The organism is Streptomyces virginiae (genome assembly GCF_040638905.1).
GTDB lineage: Bacteria > Actinomycetota > Actinomycetes > Streptomycetales > Streptomycetaceae > Streptomyces > Streptomyces virginiae_B.
On sequence record NZ_JBEZYV010000006.1, the window covers coordinates 208,382 to 226,469 of the forward strand.

The following is an 18,088-nucleotide window of genomic DNA, read 5'->3' on the forward strand; positions in this document are numbered from 1 at the left end:
GGGCCCCCGGAAGTGATCACTTTCCGGGGGCCTTCCTCGTCCGCGCGGGCAAGGTCATATGCTGCATGCCATGACGACTGAGCCGGAGCAGCAGATCGGGGTGGGCACGCAGGACGCGTTCCAGCGTCTGTGGACGCCCCACCGGATGGCCTACATCCAAGGGGAGAACAAGCCGACCGGCCCGGAGGCCGGGGACGGCTGTCCCTTCTGCGGGATTCCGGAGATGTCCGACCAGGACGGCCTGGTGGTGGCGCGGGGCCGGCACGTCTACGCCGTACTGAACCTCTACCCGTACAACGGCGGCCACCTGATGGTCGTGCCGTACCGCCACGTCGCCGACTACACCGAGCTCGACGCCCCGGAGACGGCCGAGCTGGCCGACCTCACGAAGCGCGCGATGGTGGCGCTCCGCAAGGCCTCGGGGGCGCACGGGTTCAACATCGGCATGAACCAGGGTGCGGCGGCCGGCGCCGGCATCGCCGCGCACCTGCACCAGCACATCGTGCCGCGCTGGGGCGGGGACACGAACTTCATGCCGGTGGTCGGGCACACCAAGGTGCTGCCCCAACTCCTGGCGGACACCCGCCAGATGCTCGCCGACGCCTGGCCGGTCGGCTGATCGGGCGCCGATCAGGCGCTGTCCGGGTGTGACGCGCGCCAGGTGCCGAGCACCTCGTCGACGTCGAACTCGCTCAGGCCCAGGGGCGGCCCCGGCGGCGGCATGCGCAGGGCCGCGCGGATCTTCTCGTTGATCTCCGTGAGGACCGTCCGGGCCCGCTGCTCGGTCCGCGCCGCCAGGGCCGCCCTCAGGGCGTCCTCGGCCTCCTTGCGCAGCGCGAGCGCCGGGGGCAGGACGGCGAGGCCCTCGCGGGTGCATCTTGTCCTTGACCCACCACAGGTCGTCGTAGGGCGCGTCGAGCGAGGCCAGCGGCTTGCCGAAGCCCGGCAGCTCCGCGAAGTCGCCGCGTGCGGTGGCCTGTCTGATCTGCCGGTCCACGAAGGACTCGAAGTCCACGCCAGGCGGTTTGCGCTCGGTCACGGTTGCCTCCTCGGGCCGTCTCCTCCTCCACCCTAGCCAGGCCCTCCCCTGCTAGGCGTCGTACACGTCCGCCTTCCGCGGCGACGGCTCCTGGATGAGGCCGCTCATGATCGAGGACCGGTTGGTGAAGCGCTCGGTGTCCACGCCGTTCTCCTCCAGGACCTTGAAGGTCGCCGTGTGGATCGACCTCAGGACGGGGGCCACTGTGCGCAGGGCGTCGTCTGCCATGAACCGGTGGCGCCACATCGAGCTCGCCCAGACGTGGCGCAGGCCGAACGGCTCGGGCAGGACGAGCTTGCCGCCGAAGAAGTCGAGGACCGGCGGGTACCAGGTCAGCGGTGCCCGTACGGCGAGGCGCACCACCTCCTGGGTGTCCACCAGCGGCAGCGGCTTCTCCACGGTCTCCCAGAAGCGGATGCTCTTGGGCACCTCCACCACCGGGGCCTTGGACTTGGTGGTGAACAGGCCGTGTACGGGGCCCAGGGCGTGCGCGGTGACGTCCACGCGCAGGGTCTTGTAGAGCACGGTGACCGTGACCAGCATGTTGATGATCAGCTGGCCGTCCCAGAGCGGGTACTGGATGCCCAGGTAGTGCCGGTTCCCGGAGTTGAACTGCTGCTCGTTGCAGATCCGGGTGACCTCGTGGGGCTTGACGAGGAAGGCGTCGACGTTCTCGCCGGTGGGGCGGGCCACCTCGGCGGCGCCCTCGCCGACCGGGGTGACGATCCAGTGCTGGATCGCGGCGGGCGGGAAGCCCCCGGTGTGCAGCGGGCCGCGCTCCAGCTTGCGCAGCTGGGCGTCGATCGCGCGTATGACGTCCCAGGCCCGGAAGGGGTGGATCTCCTTGGCCTCGTCCTTCGGGGCGAGCTCCTCGGCCATCTGCCAGTTCCCCCAGCGGGTGCCCATGCCGAGGATGCCCTTGGGGCCCGCGTAGAAGACCTGGTTGCTGCGGTCCTCCGCGGTGAGCTTGGCCAGCTGGTGGCGCAGGTCCTCACGGGCCTTCTCGTCGGGGTTGCCGGGCACGGCCTCCGGGATCTTGGCGGCGACCCCGCCGCCGGACAGCAGCCCGTCCCAGCGCTCGCGCAGGTCGCGGGCGGTCGACTCGCAGATGCGGCGGGCGAGCAGCCAGCCCAGTGCGGGCGCGATGACCATGCCGCGGACGTAGAGGCCGAGGAACCCGGTGAGCGGCAGCCTGAACATCAGGACGGCCACCACGAGGCCGACGCCCACCAGCAGCACGGTGCCCAGCCAGGAGTGCTTGCCGTCCTTCGAGGACAGGGACTTGCGGAGCTGGAAGAGGCCCAGCCACAGCAGCAGCCCCGGCAGGAACAGCACACCGCAGACCAGCATGATCAGGCGGAGCCTGCGGTCCCGCTCCTTGCGGATCCGGGACGCCGCCAGGCAGTGCTCCACGACCGTCTGCGGGTCGGCGCCGAAGGACTGGATGAGCGGCTTGCGGCCGGCCCCCAGGGTGCGCGCCTCGACGGCCCGGCAGAAGGCCTCACCGAGGCTCGGCTCGAAGAGCGAGAGCTTCGGGGGTTTCACCGTGGCCGGGTGGTTCTCGCTGTTGGCCCCGAGTATCGCGTCGAGCTTGCTGTCCTTGCCGCCGTCGCGGTACGCGGCCGAGGCGAGGGCGTTGGTCGCCGCCGTCTGCCCCCCGCCGTTCTGCAGAGGAATCTGCGCGCCGGGCCTGAAGTCGAATCCGTCGTCCGCCACCGCTGCCCCCATCGCTGTGCGTTCCTGCTCTTTTGGTGCGCCGACGAGCCTATCGGCGGATCTCGCCCCACGGTCATGGGACAGGGAAATGCCGCCCACCGCAAGCTGGTCGGGTGGGCGGCTCTTCCTGGGGATCACCCCAACTAGCTTCCCTTCTCCGCCTGTTCGCGCACCTTCTCCGCGATCTGGGGCGGCATGGGCTCGTGCCGGGCGTAGGCGCGGGCGAAGCGGCCCGTGCCGTGCGAGACCGAGCGCAGCTCGACGGCGTAGCGGCTGATCTCGATCTCGGGGATCTCGGCGCGGACCCGAGTACGCCCGGACCCGGCCTGGTCGGTGCCGACGACACGGCCGCGGCGGCCCGCGAGATCGCTCATGACGGGGCCGACGTACTCGTCGGGGATCAGGACGTCGAGCTCGGCGACCGGTTCGAGCAGGTCGATGCGGGCCTCGGCGGCGGCCTCGCGCAGGGCGAGGGCGCCGGCGGTCTGGAAGGCGGCGTCCGAGGAGTCCACCGAGTGCGCCTTGCCGTCGAGGAGGGTGATGCGTACGTCGACCAGCGGGTAGCCCGCCGCGACCCCGCGGGCGGCCTGGCTGCGCACGCCCTTCTCCACGGACGGGATGAACTGGCGGGGCACGGAGCCGCCGACGACCTTGTCGACGAACTCGATGCCGCTGCCGGGCGGGAGCGGCTCCACCTCGATCTCGCAGATGGCGAACTGGCCGTGGCCGCCGGACTGTTTGACGTGCCGGCCGCGGCCGGCCGCCCTGGCCCCGAAGGTCTCGCGCAGGCTCACCTTGTGCGGGACGGGATCGACCTGGACGCCGTAGCGGGTGCGCAGCCGCTCCAGGGCGACGTCCTGGTGGGCCTCGCCGAGGCTCCACAGGACGACCTGGTGGGTGTGCGGGTTCTGCTCCAACCGCATGGTGGGGTCCTCGGCGACGAGCCGCGCCAGACCCTGCGAGAGCTTGTCCTCGTCGGCCTTGCTGTGGGCCTCGATGGCGAGGGGGAGCAGGGGCTCGGGCATCGTCCAGGGCGCCATGAGGAGCGGGTCGTCCTTGGCGGAGAGGGTGTCGCCGGTCTCCGCACGGCTCAGTTTCGCCACGCAGGCCAGGTCGCCGGCGATGCACCGGTCCAGGACGCGCTGCTGTTTGCCGAAGGGGGCGGTGAGGGTGCCGATCCGCTCGTCTGCTTCGTGCAGGGAGCGGCCCTCGTGTCCGCGGTCGGCGACGCCGTTCCCGCTGACGTGGACGGTCTCGTCGGGGTGCAGGGTGCCGGAGAAGACGCGCACGAGGGAGACGCGGCCGACGTAGGGGTCGGAGGAGGTCTTGACGACCTCGGCGACCAGGGGCCCGGCGGGATCGCAGGTGACGTCGGGGCGGGCGGAGCCGTCGGGACGGGTGACCGGGACGGCGGGGCGCTCCAGGGGCGTGGGGAAGCCGCCGGTGATCAGTTCGAGCAGTTCCACCGTGCCCAGGCCCTGCCGGGCGCCGTCGGCGGCGGGCGCGGCCATCAGGACGGGGTGGAAGGTGCCGCGGGCGACGGCGCGCTCCAGGTCGTCGACGAGGGTCTTCAGGTCGATGTCCTCGCCGCCGAGGTAGCGGTCCATGAGGGTCTCGTCCTCGCTCTCGGCGATGATCCCCTCGATCAGGCGCGAACGGGCCTCGGTGATGAGGGCCAGCTCCGCCGGGTCCGGGTCGCGCTCCACGCGCTCGCCGGAGGCGTACTCGTACACGCGCTGGGAGAGCAGGCCGAGCAGGCCGGTGACGGGCGCGTGGCCGTCCGGGCCGGCGGGGCCGTGCAGGGGGAGGTAGAGGGGGATGACCGCGTCGGGGTCGTCGGCGCCGAAGATCTCGCCGCAGACGGCGGTCATCTGCGTGTAGTCGGAGCGGGCGGCCTCCAGGTGGGTCACGACGATGGCGCGGGGCATGCCGACGGCCTCGCACTCGTCCCAGACCATGCGGGTGGCGCCGTCGATCCCGTCCGAGGCCGAGACGACGAAAAGGGCCGCGTCCGCCGCGCGCAGACCGGCCCTGAGTTCCCCGACGAAATCGGCGTATCCGGGGGTGTCCACGATGTTGATCTTGATCCCGTCCCATTCGACGGGGACGAGGGAGAGCTGGATGGAGCGGTGGCGTCGGTGTTCGATCTCGTCGTAGTCGGAGACGGTGGCGCCGTCCTCGACCCGACCGGCCCGGTTGACCGCTCCGGCGGTCAGGGCGAGGGCTTCGACCAGCGTGGTCTTGCCGGATCCGCTGTGGCCGACCAGCACGACGTTCCGTACGGAAGAGGGGCGGTCGGCCGTCAGTGCCCTGCCGGCGGCTCCGGCTTGGTGTGATGTGGCTCCCATGGTGCTCGTGCCTCCCGGTGGTGACGGTGAGGAGGTGGGTTCCTTGTCCCCGCGCATGAGGAATGCGCGGTTCTACGAGCTTTGCACTGCTGTCACATCGCGTCCATACGTCGTACCGGGGCCGTACCCGTGGCGCACGGGCAGCGGTCCACGGCATGAAGAACGCCTTACGGGCGAGAACCGGTGGGTGCGCGGCGTTCCGGCGGCGGCGTGCTGGCTACGATGGGCCAGCCGGTGGCCGTGGTGGCCGTGCGGCCCAGCGACCCTCCGGGAAGGCCATGCTGAACAAGTACGCGCGTGCATTCTTCACGCGTGTTCTCACGCCATTCGCCGCATTTCTGCTCCGGCGGGGGGTGAGCCCGGACGCGGTCACCCTGATCGGCACGGCCGGAGTGGTGGCGGGCGCACTGGTCTTCTTCCCCCGCGGGGAGTTCTTCTGGGGCACCATCACCATCACCCTCTTCGTCTTCTCCGACCTCGTCGACGGGAACATGGCCCGCCAGGCCGGCATCTCCAGCCGGTGGGGCGCCTTCCTCGACTCCACCCTCGACCGGGTGGCCGACGCGGCGATCTTCGGCGGCCTGGCCCTCTGGTACGCGGGCTCCGGCAACGACAACGCGCTGTGCGCGGTCGCGATCTTCTGCCTGGCCAGCGGCCAGGTGGTGTCCTACACCAAGGCGCGCGGCGAGTCGATCGGGCTGCCGGTGGCCGTCAACGGGCTCATCGAACGCGCCGAGCGGCTGGTGATCTCGCTGGTCGCGGCCGGCCTGTCCGGACTGCAGGCCTTCGGGGTGCCGTCCTGGATCGGCGTCCTCCTGCCGATCGGCCTGTGGGTGGTGGCCGCCGGCTCGCTCGTCACGCTGATCCAGCGCGTGGTCACGGTACGGCGCGAGTCCGCCGAGGCCGACGCCGCGGCCGCTCCCGAGGGCGGCGCCGCCTGATGGGTACCGCACAGGACAAGCTGGTCGACGGGCTGTACGGGCTGGGCTGGGCCGGAGTCAAGAAGCTGCCCGAGCCCGCCGCGGTCGCCCTCGGCCGACGGATCGCGGACTATGCGTGGAAGCGCCGCGGGAAGAGCGTGCTGCGGCTGGAGTCGAACCTGGCCCGGGTGGTGCCCGACGCCGGCCCGGAGCGGCTGCGCGAGCTGTCCAAGGCCGGCATGCGCTCGTACATGCGGTACTGGATGGAGTCCTTCCGGTTGCCGACCATGGACCCGCGGCGGTTCGGTACGGACGTCGAGTTCAAGGACGAGAACATCCTGCGCGATGCCCTCGCCTCCGGGCGCGGAGTCGTCGTGGCCCTGCCGCACCTCGCCAACTGGGACCTCGCCGGGGCCTGGGCCATCGGCCACATCGGCGTGCCGTTCACCACGGTCGCCGAGCGGCTCAAGCCGGAGACCCTCTACGACCGCTTCGTGGCCTACCGGGAGAGCCTGGGCATGGAGGTCCTGCCGCACAGCGGCGGCGCCGCCTTCGGCACCCTCGCCCGGCGGCTGCGCTCCGGAGGCCTGGTCTGCCTGGTGGCGGACCGGGACCTGTCGGCCTCCGGCGTCGAGGTGGACTTCTTCGGCGCGAAGGCGCGCATGCCGGCCGGGCCGGCGCTGCTGGCCCAGCAGACGGGCGCGGTGCTGCTCCCGGCGACCCTGTACTACGGCGAGACGCCGAAGATGTACGGCCGGATCCACCCCGAGGTGGAGGTCCCCAAGACCGGGACCCGGGCCGAGAAGACCACCGCCATGACCCAGGCGGTGGCGGACGCCTTCGCGTGGGGCATCGCCGAGCACCCGGAGGACTGGCACATGCTGCAGCGGCTCTGGCTGGAAGACCTGGAGGAGCGCACGCAGTGAAGATCGGCATCGTGTGCCCGTACTCGTGGGACGTGCCGGGCGGCGTCCAGTTCCACATCCGGGACCTCGCCGAGCACCTGATCGGCCTCGGCCACGAGGTGTCCGTGCTGGCCCCGGCCGACGACGAGACCCCGCTGCCGCCGTACGTGGTCTCCGCCGGGCGGGCCGTGCCGGTCCCGTACAACGGCTCCGTGGCGCGGCTGAACTTCGGATTCCTGTCGGCCGCCCGGGTCCGGCGCTGGCTGCACGACGGCACCTTCGACGTGATCCACATCCACGAGCCGGCCTCGCCCTCGCTGGGACTGCTCTCCTGCTGGGCGGCGCAGGGGCCGATCGTGGCCACCTTCCACACCTCGAACCCGCGCTCCCGGGCCATGATCGCCGCTTACCCGATCCTGCAGCCCGCGCTGGAGAAGATCAGCGCGCGGATCGCGGTGAGCGAGTACGCGCGGCGCACGCTGGTGGAGCACCTGGGCGGGGACGCGGTCGTGATCCCCAACGGCGTGGACGTGGACTTCTTCGCGAAGGCCCGGCCCAAGGCGGAGTGGGGCGGTCAGACGCTCGGCTTCATCGGCCGCATCGACGAGCCGCGCAAGGGCCTGCCGGTGCTCATGGCCGCCTTCCCGAAGATCGTCGAGGCCTGCCCGGACGTACGGCTGCTGGTCGCGGGCCGCGGCGACGAGGAGGAGGCGGTGGCCACGCTGCCCGCCGAGATCCGCTCGCGGGTCGAATTCCTCGGGATGGTCTCGGACGAGGACAAGGCGCGTCTGCTGCGCAGTGTCGACGTCTACGTGGCCCCCAACACGGGCGGCGAGAGCTTCGGCATCATCCTGGTCGAGGCCCTGTCGGCGGGCGCCGCGGTGCTGGCGTCCGACCTGGACGCCTTCGCGCAGGTCCTGGACCAGGGCGGGGCCGGCGACCTCTTCGCCAACGAGAACGCGGACGCCCTCGCGGCGGGCGCGATCACCCTGCTGCGGGACCCGGAGCGCCGGGCACGGCTCAGCGCCAGCGGCTCGGCGCACGTGCGCCGCTTCGACTGGTCCACGGTCGGGGCGGACATCCTGGCGGTCTACGAGACGGTCACGGACGGCGCGGCGGCGGTCGGCGCCGACGAACGCGTCCCGCTCCGCACCCGCCTGGGCTTCTCGAAGGACACCACGGCCTCCTGACCGGCCGCGTCCCCCCGGGTCGTCGATGATCATGCACCCTGCGGGACCGGGTCCGGCCCGGCAGGGCCCGATGGGAGCCCGCTGCCCCCGGAGCGGTAGGGTCGCGCAGCGTGATCGAAACCCTTGTCTGGATCGCCCTGGCCCTGGCCGTCATCGGCGTCTACCTCAGCTGGACCGCCGGCCGACTGGACCGGCTGCACGCGCGGATGGACGCCGCGCGGGCCGCGCTCGACGCGCAGCTCGTCCGGCGGGCCTCGGTGGCACTGGAGGTGGCCACTTCCGGAGCCCTCGACCCCGCCTCCTCGCTGGTGCTGTACGAGGCCGCGCACGCGGCCCGGCAGGCCGAGGAGGACCAGCGCGAGGTCGCCGAGAGCGAGCTGAGCCAGGCGCTGCGGGCGGTCTTCGCCGACGCGGACCAGGTCGAGGTGCTGAAGGCCGCTCCCGGCGGGGCGCAGGCCACGGAGGAGCTGGCGGCGGCCGTCCGCCGGGTACCGATGGCCCGGCGCTTCCACAACGACGCCGTACGGGCCGCCCGCGCGCTGCGCCGCCACCGCAAGGTCCGCTGGTTCAGACTGGCCGGACACGCGCCGTTCCCGCTGGCCTTCGAAATGGACGACGAGCCCCCGGCGGACCTCGCGGACCGGCCGACCTAGACACCCCTTGGGGCGCAGGTCCGGGACCTCTGGGTCGTGTCGTCAAAGTCCCGCCGGCCACGCCCTTCGGGCGGCCGACGCCACTTCGACGACACTCCCTAGGGCCACAAGGGACAAATGAAAGAGCCACTGGCTCCACATTGGCCCTTGTAGTGGACTGATCCTCTGGGGTTTCCTCAGCGGGAGTAGTACCCGTCTTCCTTTCGAGTGAGGTCAATCCGTGAGCACGCTTCCCACCTCCCCCCAGTCCGCCGAGTCGGCGATCGGCACCTCGCGCGTCAAGCGCGGCATGGCCGAGCAGCTCAAGGGCGGCGTGATCATGGACGTGGTCAACGCCGAGCAGGCGAAGATCGCCGAGGACGCCGGCGCCGTGGCCGTCATGGCCCTGGAGCGGGTTCCGGCCGACATCCGCAAGGACGGCGGCGTCGCGCGCATGTCCGACCCGAACATGATCGAAGAGATCATCGAGGCCGTGTCCATCCCCGTGATGGCCAAGTCCCGCATCGGTCACTTCGTCGAGGCCCAGGTCCTGCAGTCCCTCGGCGTCGACTACATCGACGAGTCCGAGGTCCTGACCCCGGCCGACGAGGTCAACCACTCCGACAAGTGGGCGTTCACCACCCCCTTCGTCTGTGGCGCCACCAACCTGGGCGAGGCCCTGCGCCGTATCGCCGAGGGCGCGGCCATGATCCGCTCGAAGGGCGAGGCCGGCACCGGCAACGTCGTCGAGGCCGTCCGCCACTTGCGCCAGATCAAGAACGAGATCGCCAAGCTGCGCGGCTTCGACAACAACGAGCTGTACGCCGCCGCCAAGGAGCTGCGCGCCCCGTACGAGCTCGTCAAGGAGGTCGCCGAGCTCGGCAAGCTTCCCGTGGTGCTGTTCTCCGCCGGTGGTGTCGCCACCCCGGCCGACGCCGCCCTGATGCGCCAGCTCGGCGCCGAGGGTGTCTTCGTCGGCTCCGGCATCTTCAAGTCGGGCGACCCGGCCAAGCGCGCCGCCGCCATCGTCAAGGCGACCACCTTCTTCGACGACCCGAAGATCATCGCGGACGCCTCCCGCAACCTGGGCGAGGCCATGGTCGGCATCAACTGCGACACCCTCCCCGAGACCGAGCGCTACGCCAACCGCGGCTGGTAGTACCGACATGACGAACACCCCCGTGATCGGTGTCCTGGCCCTCCAGGGCGACGTACGGGAGCACCTGATCGCCCTGGCCGCGGCGGACGCCGTGGCCAGGCCGGTCCGGCGCCCCGAGGAGCTCGCCGAGGTCGACGCCCTGGTGATCCCCGGCGGCGAGTCCACGACGATGTCGAAGCTCGCCGTGCTCTTCGGCATGCTGGAGCCGCTGCGCGAGCGCGTGGCGGCGGGCATGCCGGTGTACGGCACGTGCGCCGGCATGATCATGCTGGCGGACAAGCTCCTCGACGGCCGTGAGGACCAGGAGACCCTGGGCGGCATCGACATGATCGTGCGCCGCAACGCCTTCGGCCGCCAGAACGAGTCCTTCGAGGCGAAGATCGACTTCACCGGCATCGAGGGCGGCCCGGTCGAGGGCGTCTTCATCCGCGCCCCGTGGGTCGAGTCCGTCGGCGGCGCCGCCGAGGTGCTCGCCACCTACGACGGCCACACGGTCGCCGTGCGCCAGGGCAACGTCCTGGCGACCTCGTTCCACCCCGAACTGACCGGCGACGACCGCGTCCACGCGTACTTCGTCGAGATGGTGCGCGCCGGGCTGTGACGAGCTCCCGGTAGGATCTGAGGCGAACACTGTTGGTTACGCGAAGGAGACAGGCGGATGTCCGGCCACTCTAAATGGGCTACGACGAAGCACAAGAAGGCCGTGATCGATGCCAAGCGCGGCAAGCTCTTCGCGAAGCTGATCAAGAACATCGAGGTCGCGGCGCGTATGGGCGGTGCCGACATCGACGGCAACCCGACCCTCTTCGACGCGGTCCAGAAGGCCAAGAAGCAGTCGGTCCCGAACAAGAACATCGACTCCGCGGTCAAGCGCGGCGGCGGCCTCGAGGCCGGCGGCGCCGACTACGAGACGATCATGTACGAGGGCTACGGTCCCAACGGTGTCGCGGTGCTCATCGAGTGCCTCACCGACAACCGCAACCGCGCCGCCTCCGACGTCCGCGTCGCCATGACCCGCAACGGCGGCTCGATGGCCGACCCGGGCTCGGTCTCCTACCTGTTCAACCGCAAGGGCGTCATCATCCTGCCCAAGGCCGAGCTGAGCGAGGACGACGTCCTCGGCGCGGTCCTGGAGGCCGGCGCCGAAGAGGTCAACGACAACGGCGACACCTTCGAGATCATCAGCGAGGCCACCGACCTGGTCGCGGTCCGCACCGCGCTCCAGGAAGCCGGCATCGACTACGACTCGGCGGACTCCAGCTTCGTCCCGACCATGCAGGTCGAACTCGACGAAGAGGGCGCCCGCAAGATCTTCAAGCTCATCGACGCGCTCGAGGACAGCGACGACGTCCAGAACGTCTTCGCCAACTTCGACGTCTCGGACGAGGTCATGGAGAAGGTCGACGCGTAACGCTGCCGCGCACCGAGCGGTCGGCGGCGGGCCGGTGGGACACGTCCCACCGGCCCGCCGTCGTTGTCAGTGGCAGCGGATAGCCTGACGGCGCCGGCGATCACCGTCGGCGTGCGCGGCCCGTCGGGCCCGCGAAGGCGGCACGGTCGTGCGGTGAAGAGGGGTGGGCGGTGCGGGTACTGGGCGTGGACCCGGGGCTGACGCGATGCGGTGTCGGCGTCGTCGAAGGCGTGGCCGGCCGTCCCCTCACCATGCTCGGGGTGGGGGTCGTACGCACGCCCGCGGACGCGGAGCTGGGAGACCGGCTCGTCGCCGTCGAGCAGGGCATCGAGGAATGGCTCGACACGCACCGGCCCGAGATCGTCGCCGTGGAGCGGGTCTTCAGCCAGCACAACGTCAGCACGGTGATGGGCACCGCCCAGGCGAGCGCCGTCGCGATGCTGTGCGCCGCCCGCCGCGGCATACCGGTCGCCCTGCACACCCCGAGCGAGGTAAAGGCCGCCGTCACCGGCAGCGGCCGGGCCGACAAGGCGCAGGTCGGCGCGATGGTCACCCGCCTGCTGCGGCTGGCCGAACCGCCCAGGCCCGCCGACGCCGCCGACGCCCTCGCCCTCGCCATCTGCCACATCTGGCGGGCCCCCGCCCAGAACCGCCTCCAGCGGGCGGTCGCCCAGCACGCCTCGAAAGGCCGTACCCGATGATCGCCTTCGTCAACGGCGCGGTCGCCGCGCTCACCCCCACCCTCGCCGTGATCGAGGTCGGGGGAGTGGGCATGGCCGTGCACTGCACCCCGAACACCATCGCCGGCCTGCGGACGGGCGAGCAGGCCCGGCTGGCCACCTCCCTGGTCGTACGGGAGGACTCGCTGACCCTGTACGGCTTCGCCGACGACGACGAGCGCCAGGTCTTCGAGCTCCTCCAGACCGCGAGCGGCGTCGGACCGCGCGTGGCGCAGGCCATGCTCGGCGTGCACAGCCCGGACGCCCTGCGCGCGGCCTTCGCCGCGGGCGACGCGAAGGCGCTGACCGCGGTGCCGGGCATCGGGCCGAAGGGCGCGCAGAAGCTGCTGCTGGAGCTCAAGGGCAAGCTGGGCGCCCCCGCCCCGGTGGTGGGCGCCCAGCGCGCGGTCGCCTCGGGGCCCGCCCCCTGGACCGAGCAGCTCTCGGCCGCGCTGATCGGCCTCGGCTACGCGTCGCGCGAGGCGGACGAGGCGGTCGTGGCGGTGACCCCGCAGGCGGAGGCGGCCATCGCCGCCGGCGGCTCGGCCCCCGTCCCGCAGCTGCTGCGAGCCGCCCTGCAGTCCCTGAACCGCGCCCGCTGACGCCGCTGCCGCCGCCGCGCGGGACCGGTAAGGCCGCAGCGGGGCCCGGGTCGACCAACGCAACGACGTAGAAGGCAGACTGAACACCGTGAACTGGGACGACGAGAGCGACGACCGGATCGTGGCGGCCGCCGCCGACGGGGAGGACACCGCCGTCGAGGCGGCCCTGCGCCCCAAGGACCTCGGGGAGTTCGTCGGCCAGGAGAAGGTCCGCCAGCAGCTGGACCTGGTCCTGAAGGCGGCCAGGCAGCGCGGGGCCACCGCGGACCACGTCCTGCTGTCCGGCGCGCCCGGACTCGGCAAGACCACCCTCTCGATGATCATCGCGGCCGAGATGGGGGCGCCCATCCGGATCACCTCCGGCCCCGCCATCCAGCACGCCGGCGACCTCGCCGCCATCCTCTCCTCCCTCCAGGAGGGCGAGGTCCTCTTCCTCGACGAGATCCACCGCATGTCCCGGCCCGCCGAGGAGATGCTCTACATGGCCATGGAGGACTTCCGCGTCGACGTGATCGTCGGCAAGGGGCCCGGGGCCACCGCGATCCCGCTGGAGTTGCCGCCCTTCACCCTGGTCGGCGCCACCACCCGGGCCGGACTGCTGCCCCCGCCGCTGCGGGACCGCTTCGGGTTCACCGGCCACATGGAGTTCTACGCGCCCGAGGAGCTGGAACGCGTCATCCACCGCTCCGCCCGCCTCCTCGACGTGGAGATCGACACCGACGGCGCCGCCGAGATCGCCGGGCGCTCCCGCGGCACCCCGCGCATCGCCAACCGGCTGCTGCGCCGCGTGCGCGACTACGCCCAGGTCCGGGCGGACGGTGTGATCAACCGCGAGGTGGCCGCCACCGCCCTCCAGGTGTACGAGGTGGACGCCCGCGGGCTCGACCGACTGGATCGCGCCGTTCTGGAGGCTCTCCTCAAGCTGTTCGGCGGCGGGCCCGTCGGGCTGTCGACCCTCGCCGTGGCGGTGGGGGAGGAACGGGAGACCGTGGAGGAGGTCGCGGAACCCTTCCTGGTCCGCGAAGGCCTGCTCGCCCGTACCCCCAGGGGGCGGGTCGCGACCCCCGCCGCATGGGCTCACCTGGGGCTTGTCGCGCCGCAGCACGGCGGAAGTGGATCAACGGGGCAACAGGGCCTGTTCGGGGCCTGACGGCGCGGAGGTTCGCCCCCTCAGGAACTGCGGTGCCATGCTGGGCGTTGTTCCATCGGTGCGGACTCGCCTAGACTCCGCCGATGCCGACCCTTCGGGTCGGCGTGCCCACCCCCCGTAGAAAAGGCCGCCGTCCGCGTGCGGTCGTGCGAAGGATTTCCGTCCCGTGAATCTCGTGACACTCCTCCCGTTCATCGCGATCATCGCGGCGATGTTCCTGATGACCCGCTCCGCGAAGAAGAAGCAGCAGCAGGCCGCGCAGATGCGCGACCAGATGACGCCCGGCACGGGCGTCCGCACCATCGGCGGCATGTACGCCACGGTGAAGGAGATCGGCGACGACACGGTCACCCTCGAGGTGGCTCCCGGTGTCCACGCGATCTACGCGAAGAACGCCATCGGCGCCGTCCTGGAGGACGCGGAGTACAACCGCATCGTCCACGGCATCGACGACGTGACGACCGACACCCCGGCCGTCCCGGACGACGCGTCGTCCCTCACCGAGGCCCCGAAGACGGACCTCGGCAAGGGCGAGGACGAGGCGCCGAAGCTGGACCTGGGCAAGAAGGATCAGTCCACGGGCGACGACGAGCCCAAGGACGGCAAGACCGACGGCGAGGCCGGCGCGAAGTAGCGCGCGGCCGGGGACCGTGCGGGCGCCCGACCGGCGGTCGGCGCGGTCCCCGTCAGTGACACTTCTGCGGGGGGCAGGGGTCCCCACCACACATTTCGTGGCCGTCCGCGCGCTGACCCGGCGCGGGGCGGTTGGACAGGGAGAAACGACAAGGTGGCAGCACCGAAGAAGGGCCGGCGGCCCACGGGGGCTCAGGGGAGGCCGGGGCGCGCCCTGGCGATCATCCTGATCGCGATGGTGGCGCTCACCGCGGGGATGTTCATCTCCAAGCAGACGACTCCCCGGCTGGGCATCGACCTCGCCGGCGGCACGAGCATCACGCTCAAGGCCAAGAGCGAGCCCGGCAAAGAGAACGCCGTCAACGAGACCAACATGAACACGGCGGTCGGCATCATCGAGCGCCGCGTCAACGGACTCGGCGTCTCCGAGGCCGAGGTCCAGACGCAGGGACGCGACCACATCATCGTCAACATCCCCAAGGGGATGAACGAGAAGCAGGCGCGCGAGCAGGTCGGCACCACCGCCCAGCTCTACTTCCGCCCGGTCATCGCGTTCGCGGACGGCGCCCCCGCCGCTCCCGAGGGCACCCAGAGCCCGAGCCCCTCCGCGAGCGGCTCCGGCGCTCCCAAGGCCCAGGACGGGAACAAGACCACCCCGTCCGCCACCCCGTCGTCCAGCGCCACTTCCCAGGGCCGCGCGCTCAGCGAGGGCCTCAAGGCCCCGAACGCGCCCACTCCCACGCCGTCGGCGAGCGAGTCGAAGAAGGCAGACGACAAGGCGGCCCCGTCGCCGTCCGCGAGCGCCCCCGCGCCAGATCCGGCCGCCGCGGACCTGCAGGCCAAGTTCGCCGCGCTCGACTGCACGAACGAGGCGCAGCGCGCGGACGTGGGCAAGGGCGTCAAGCCCACCGACCCGACGCTCGCCTGCGGCCAGCGCGGTGAGCAGTGGGGCAAGTGGCTCCTCGGCCCCGCCGCGGTCGAGGGCAAGGACGTGAAGAGCGCCAAGGGCGAGATCGACCCGCAGTCGGGTCAGTGGATCGTCACGATGAACTTCAACGACCACGGCGCGGACGCCTTCGCCAAGGTCACCGGCGAGCTGGCGGCGAAGCAGATGCCGCAGAACCAGTTCGCGATCGTCCTCGACGGCGACGTCATCTCCGACCCGTCCGTCAGCACGGCGATCACCGGCGGCAACGCGCAGATCTCCGGCGGCTTCGACCAGCAGTCCGCGCAGGACCTGGGCAACATGCTCTCGTACGGCGCCCTGCCGCTGTCCTTCCAGGAGGACAGCGTCACCACCGTCACCGCCGCGCTCGGCGGCGAGCAGCTGCGGGCCGGCCTGATCGCCGGTGCGATCGGCCTCCTGCTCGTGGTCGTCTACCTGCTGGTCTACTACCGCGGCCTGGCCTTCATCGCGATCGTCAGCCTCCTGGTCTCCGCGATCCTGACCTACACGATCATGGCGCTGCTCGGGAAGGGCATCGGCTTCGCGCTGAACCTGCCGGCCGTCTGCGGTGCGATCGTCGCCATCGGTATCACCGCGGACTCGTTCATCGTGTACTTCGAGCGCATCCGCGACGAGATCCGCGAGGGCCGCACCCTGCGTCCGGCCGTCGAGCGCGCCTGGCCGCGTGCCCGCCGCACGATCCTGGTCTCCGACTTCGTGTCGTTCCTCGCCGCCGCGGTGCTGTTCATCGTCACCGTCGGCAAGGTGCAGGGCTTCGCCTTCACGCTGGGTCTGACCACCCTGCTCGACGTGGTCGTGGTGTTCCTCTTCACCAAGCCCGTGATGACGCTGCTGGCGCGTACGAAGTTCTTCTCCAGCGGTCACCCGTGGTCCGGGCTGGACCCGAAGCGGCTGGGCGCCAAGCCCCCGCTGCGCAGCTCCCGCCGTACCGCCGGCGCCCCCGCCCCCGTCGAAGCAAAGGAGGCGTGAGAGATGTCGAAGCTGGGAGATCTCGGCGCCAAGCTGTACCGCGGTGAGGTCGGCTACGACTTCGTCGGCAAGCGCTTTCTCTGGTACGGCGTTTCCATCCTGATCACCATCACGGCGATCGTGGCCCTGGCCGTACAGGGCCTGAACATGGGCATCGAGTTCAAGGGCGGAGCGGTCTTCACCACCCCGAAGACGGCCGTCTCGGTCGCCAAGGCGACGGAGGCCGCGGAGGAGGCCTCCGGCCACGACGCGATCGTCCAGGAGCTCGGCACCGGCGGCATGCGCATCCAGATCTCCGGTCTGGACACCGCCGCCGCCGCCGACGTGAAGAAGGAACTGGCCACCGACCTCAAGGTCACCGAGGCCGACATCAACGCCGACCTGGTCGGCCCCAGCTGGGGCGAGCAGATCGCGAACAAGGCCTGGACCGGCCTCGGCGTCTTCATGGTCCTCGTGGTGATCTACCTCGCCATCGCCTTCGAATGGCGCATGGCCGTCGCCGCGCTGATCGCCCTGATCCACGACCTCACCATCACCGTCGGCGTGTACGCGCTCGTCGGCTTCGAGGTCACCCCGGGCACCGTCATCGGTCTGCTGACCATCCTCGGTTACTCCCTCTACGACACCGTCGTCGTCTTCGACGGTCTGAAGGAGGGCTCGAAGGACATCACCAAGCAGACCCGCTACACCTTCAGCGAGATCGCCAACCGCAGCATCAACGGCACCCTGGTCCGTTCGATCAACACCACGGTCGTGGCGCTGCTGCCGGTCGCGGCCCTGCTGTTCATCGGCGGCGGCTTCCTGGGCGCCGGCATGCTGAACGACATCTCGCTGTCGCTGTTCGTCGGCCTCGCGGCCGGTGCGTACTCCTCGATCTTCATCGCGACCCCGCTGGTCGTGGACCTCAAGGAGCGCGAGCCGGCGATGAAGGCGCTGAGGAAGCGGGTGCTCGCCAAGCGCGCGTCCGCCGCGGCCAAGGGCGAGTCCGCGGACGACACCCACGGCTCCGACGACGAGCCGCAGGTCGTCTCGCAGGGCCGGCAGCAGCCGGGGCGGCGGCGTTGACCGCTCAGCTGTCCGACGACGTACGGACCCTCCTGCTCAGCCGCATCAAGGACGTGGCGGACTACCCGAAGCCGGGCGTGATGTTCAAGGACATCACCCCGCTGCTGGCGGACCCCGAGGCGTTCGGCGCGCTGACCGGCGCGCTCGTGGAGCTGGCCGGGCAGTACGGCGCGACGAAGATCGTCGGGCTGGAGGCGCGCGGGTTCATCCTCGCGGCCCCGGTGGCGGTGCAGGCCGGGATCGGCTTCGTGCCGGTGCGCAAGGCCGGCAAGCTGCCGGGCGCGACGCTCGCGCAGTCGTACGAGCTGGAGTACGGCACGGCGGAGATCGAGGTCCACGCCGAGGACCTGGCGGCCGGCGACCGGGTCATGGTCATCGACGACGTGCTCGCCACCGGCGGCACGGCGCAGGCCTCCCTCTCGCTGATCCGGCGGGCCGGGGCCGAGGTCGCCGGCGTGGCGGTCCTGATGGAGCTGTCCTTCCTCCCGGGCCGGGCCAAGCTGGCCGCGGCCCTGGCAGGGGCTCCGCTGGACGCGCTGATCGTGGTCTGACCGCGCCCACGCGTACGTGACGGCGGGCATCCGGAAATCTCCCGGGTGCCCGCCGTTCGCGTGCGCGGGCCGTTGCGGCAGGCTCGGCGAACGGGGTGACCCAACCCTCGCT

17 protein-coding genes and 1 pseudogene are annotated in these 18,088 nt (G+C 71.4%); 15 read left to right on the forward strand and 3 right to left on the reverse strand.

Annotation, left to right across the window (positions count from 1 at the left end):
• Positions 1 to 58 precede the first annotated feature (58 nt).
• Entirely contained in the window at positions 59 to 619 is a 561-nt protein-coding gene (locus AB0F82_RS11820; protein WP_362626001.1) for an HIT family protein, read from the forward strand.
• A gap of 11 nt (positions 620 to 630) precedes the next feature.
• Here the strand turns inward: AB0F82_RS11820 and AB0F82_RS11825 are convergent.
• The 3 genes and pseudogenes from AB0F82_RS11825 to AB0F82_RS11835 all read right to left on the reverse strand — a co-directional run bounded on the left by AB0F82_RS11825 (position 631) and on the right by AB0F82_RS11835 (position 5,103).
• Positions 631 to 1,039: pseudogene (locus AB0F82_RS11825) on the reverse strand (DUF1992 domain-containing protein).
• 51 nt (positions 1,040 to 1,090) lie between these two features.
• Positions 1,091 to 2,767, reverse strand: coding sequence for a hypothetical protein (locus tag AB0F82_RS11830; protein ID WP_356813149.1), 1,677 nt, complete (start codon positions 2,765 to 2,767; stop codon positions 1,091 to 1,093).
• A 131-nt stretch (positions 2,768 to 2,898) separates the two neighbouring features.
• Complete coding sequence (locus AB0F82_RS11835) at positions 2,899 to 5,103, reverse strand: elongation factor G-like protein EF-G2 (RefSeq protein ID WP_362626004.1); 2,205 nt, start codon at positions 5,101 to 5,103, stop codon at positions 2,899 to 2,901.
• Between the two features lie 278 nt (positions 5,104 to 5,381).
• On the opposite strand from AB0F82_RS11835, the gene pgsA reads away from it, so the two are divergent.
• The 14 genes from pgsA to AB0F82_RS11905 all read left to right on the forward strand — a co-directional run bounded on the left by pgsA (position 5,382) and on the right by AB0F82_RS11905 (position 17,976).
• Positions 5,382 to 6,044, forward strand: a complete 663-nt coding sequence (gene pgsA / locus AB0F82_RS11840; protein WP_362626007.1) for a phosphatidylinositol phosphate synthase — start codon at positions 5,382 to 5,384, stop codon at positions 6,042 to 6,044.
• Positions 6,044 to 6,949, forward strand: a complete 906-nt coding sequence (locus AB0F82_RS11845; RefSeq protein ID WP_362626010.1) for a phosphatidylinositol mannoside acyltransferase — start codon at positions 6,044 to 6,046, stop codon at positions 6,947 to 6,949. The genes pgsA and AB0F82_RS11845 overlap by 1 nt, the downstream gene beginning before the upstream one ends.
• Positions 6,946 to 8,118, forward strand: coding sequence for a glycosyltransferase family 4 protein (locus tag AB0F82_RS11850; RefSeq protein ID WP_362626013.1), 1,173 nt, complete (start codon positions 6,946 to 6,948; stop codon positions 8,116 to 8,118). Before AB0F82_RS11845 ends, AB0F82_RS11850 begins: the two co-directional genes overlap by 4 nt.
• 110 nt (positions 8,119 to 8,228) lie before the next feature.
• Positions 8,229 to 8,771 carry a hypothetical protein gene (locus AB0F82_RS11855; protein ID WP_356813154.1) on the forward strand — a complete coding sequence of 181 codons (543 nt, stop codon included), beginning with the start codon at positions 8,229 to 8,231 and terminating at the stop codon, positions 8,769 to 8,771.
• Positions 8,772 to 8,991: 220 nt separating this feature from the next.
• On the forward strand, positions 8,992 to 9,909 hold the full coding sequence (gene pdxS, locus AB0F82_RS11860) for a pyridoxal 5'-phosphate synthase lyase subunit PdxS (RefSeq protein ID WP_030027911.1): 918 nt from the start codon (positions 8,992 to 8,994) through the stop codon (positions 9,907 to 9,909).
• A 7-nt stretch (positions 9,910 to 9,916) separates the two neighbouring features.
• Positions 9,917 to 10,510 (forward strand): pyridoxal 5'-phosphate synthase glutaminase subunit PdxT, encoded by a 594-nt coding sequence (gene pdxT, locus AB0F82_RS11865; RefSeq protein ID WP_356813155.1) that lies wholly within the window; start codon positions 9,917 to 9,919, stop codon positions 10,508 to 10,510.
• Between the two features lie 57 nt (positions 10,511 to 10,567).
• The gene (locus tag AB0F82_RS11870; protein ID WP_030656159.1) at positions 10,568 to 11,320 is read left to right on the forward strand and encodes a YebC/PmpR family DNA-binding transcriptional regulator; all 753 of its coding nucleotides are present in this window, start codon (positions 10,568 to 10,570) and stop codon (positions 11,318 to 11,320) included.
• A gap of 170 nt (positions 11,321 to 11,490) precedes the next feature.
• Entirely contained in the window at positions 11,491 to 12,021 is a 531-nt protein-coding gene (ruvC, locus tag AB0F82_RS11875; protein ID WP_356813157.1) for a crossover junction endodeoxyribonuclease RuvC, read from the forward strand.
• Entirely contained in the window at positions 12,018 to 12,641 is a 624-nt protein-coding gene (gene ruvA / locus AB0F82_RS11880; RefSeq protein ID WP_356813158.1) for a Holliday junction branch migration protein RuvA, read from the forward strand. Before ruvC ends, ruvA begins: the two co-directional genes overlap by 4 nt.
• Before the next feature lie 88 nt (positions 12,642 to 12,729).
• Positions 12,730 to 13,791: a Holliday junction branch migration DNA helicase RuvB gene (gene ruvB, locus AB0F82_RS11885; protein WP_356813159.1), complete on the forward strand. Its 1,062-nt coding sequence runs from the start codon at positions 12,730 to 12,732 to the stop codon at positions 13,789 to 13,791.
• 166 nt (positions 13,792 to 13,957) lie between these two features.
• Positions 13,958 to 14,425, forward strand: coding sequence for a preprotein translocase subunit YajC (gene yajC / locus AB0F82_RS11890; RefSeq protein WP_356813161.1), 468 nt, complete (start codon positions 13,958 to 13,960; stop codon positions 14,423 to 14,425).
• A gap of 153 nt (positions 14,426 to 14,578) precedes the next feature.
• Positions 14,579 to 16,360 carry a protein translocase subunit SecD gene (secD, locus tag AB0F82_RS11895; RefSeq protein ID WP_356813162.1) on the forward strand — a complete coding sequence of 594 codons (1,782 nt, stop codon included), beginning with the start codon at positions 14,579 to 14,581 and terminating at the stop codon, positions 16,358 to 16,360.
• Between the two features lie 3 nt (positions 16,361 to 16,363).
• Positions 16,364 to 17,425, forward strand: coding sequence for a protein translocase subunit SecF (gene secF, locus AB0F82_RS11900; RefSeq protein ID WP_362626021.1), 1,062 nt, complete (start codon positions 16,364 to 16,366; stop codon positions 17,423 to 17,425).
• Positions 17,422 to 17,976, forward strand: coding sequence for an adenine phosphoribosyltransferase (locus AB0F82_RS11905; protein ID WP_356813165.1), 555 nt, complete (start codon positions 17,422 to 17,424; stop codon positions 17,974 to 17,976). The genes secF and AB0F82_RS11905 overlap by 4 nt, the downstream gene beginning before the upstream one ends.
• Positions 17,977 to 18,088: the final 112 nt, after the last annotated feature.

Excerpts from the sequence above, each read along its gene's own strand:
- AB0F82_RS11870 (WP_030656159.1), top strand. The coding sequence starts at position 10,568 with ATGTCCGGCCACTCTAAATGGGCTACGACGAAGCACAAGAAGGCCGTG.
- pdxT (WP_356813155.1), top strand. The coding sequence starts at position 9,917 with ATGACGAACACCCCCGTGATCGGTGTCCTGGCCCTCCAGGGCGACGTA.
- pgsA (WP_362626007.1), top strand. The coding sequence starts at position 5,382 with ATGCTGAACAAGTACGCGCGTGCATTCTTCACGCGTGTTCTCACGCCA.
- ruvA (WP_356813158.1), top strand. The coding sequence starts at position 12,018 with ATGATCGCCTTCGTCAACGGCGCGGTCGCCGCGCTCACCCCCACCCTC.
- secF (WP_362626021.1), top strand. The coding sequence starts at position 16,364 with ATGTCGAAGCTGGGAGATCTCGGCGCCAAGCTGTACCGCGGTGAGGTC.
- AB0F82_RS11845 (WP_362626010.1), top strand. The coding sequence starts at position 6,044 with ATGGGTACCGCACAGGACAAGCTGGTCGACGGGCTGTACGGGCTGGGC.
- AB0F82_RS11830 (WP_356813149.1), bottom strand. The coding sequence starts at position 2,767 with ATGGGGGCAGCGGTGGCGGACGACGGATTCGACTTCAGGCCCGGCGCG.
- AB0F82_RS11835 (WP_362626004.1), bottom strand. The coding sequence starts at position 5,103 with ATGGGAGCCACATCACACCAAGCCGGAGCCGCCGGCAGGGCACTGACG.
- AB0F82_RS11820 (WP_362626001.1), top strand. The coding sequence starts at position 59 with ATGCTGCATGCCATGACGACTGAGCCGGAGCAGCAGATCGGGGTGGGC.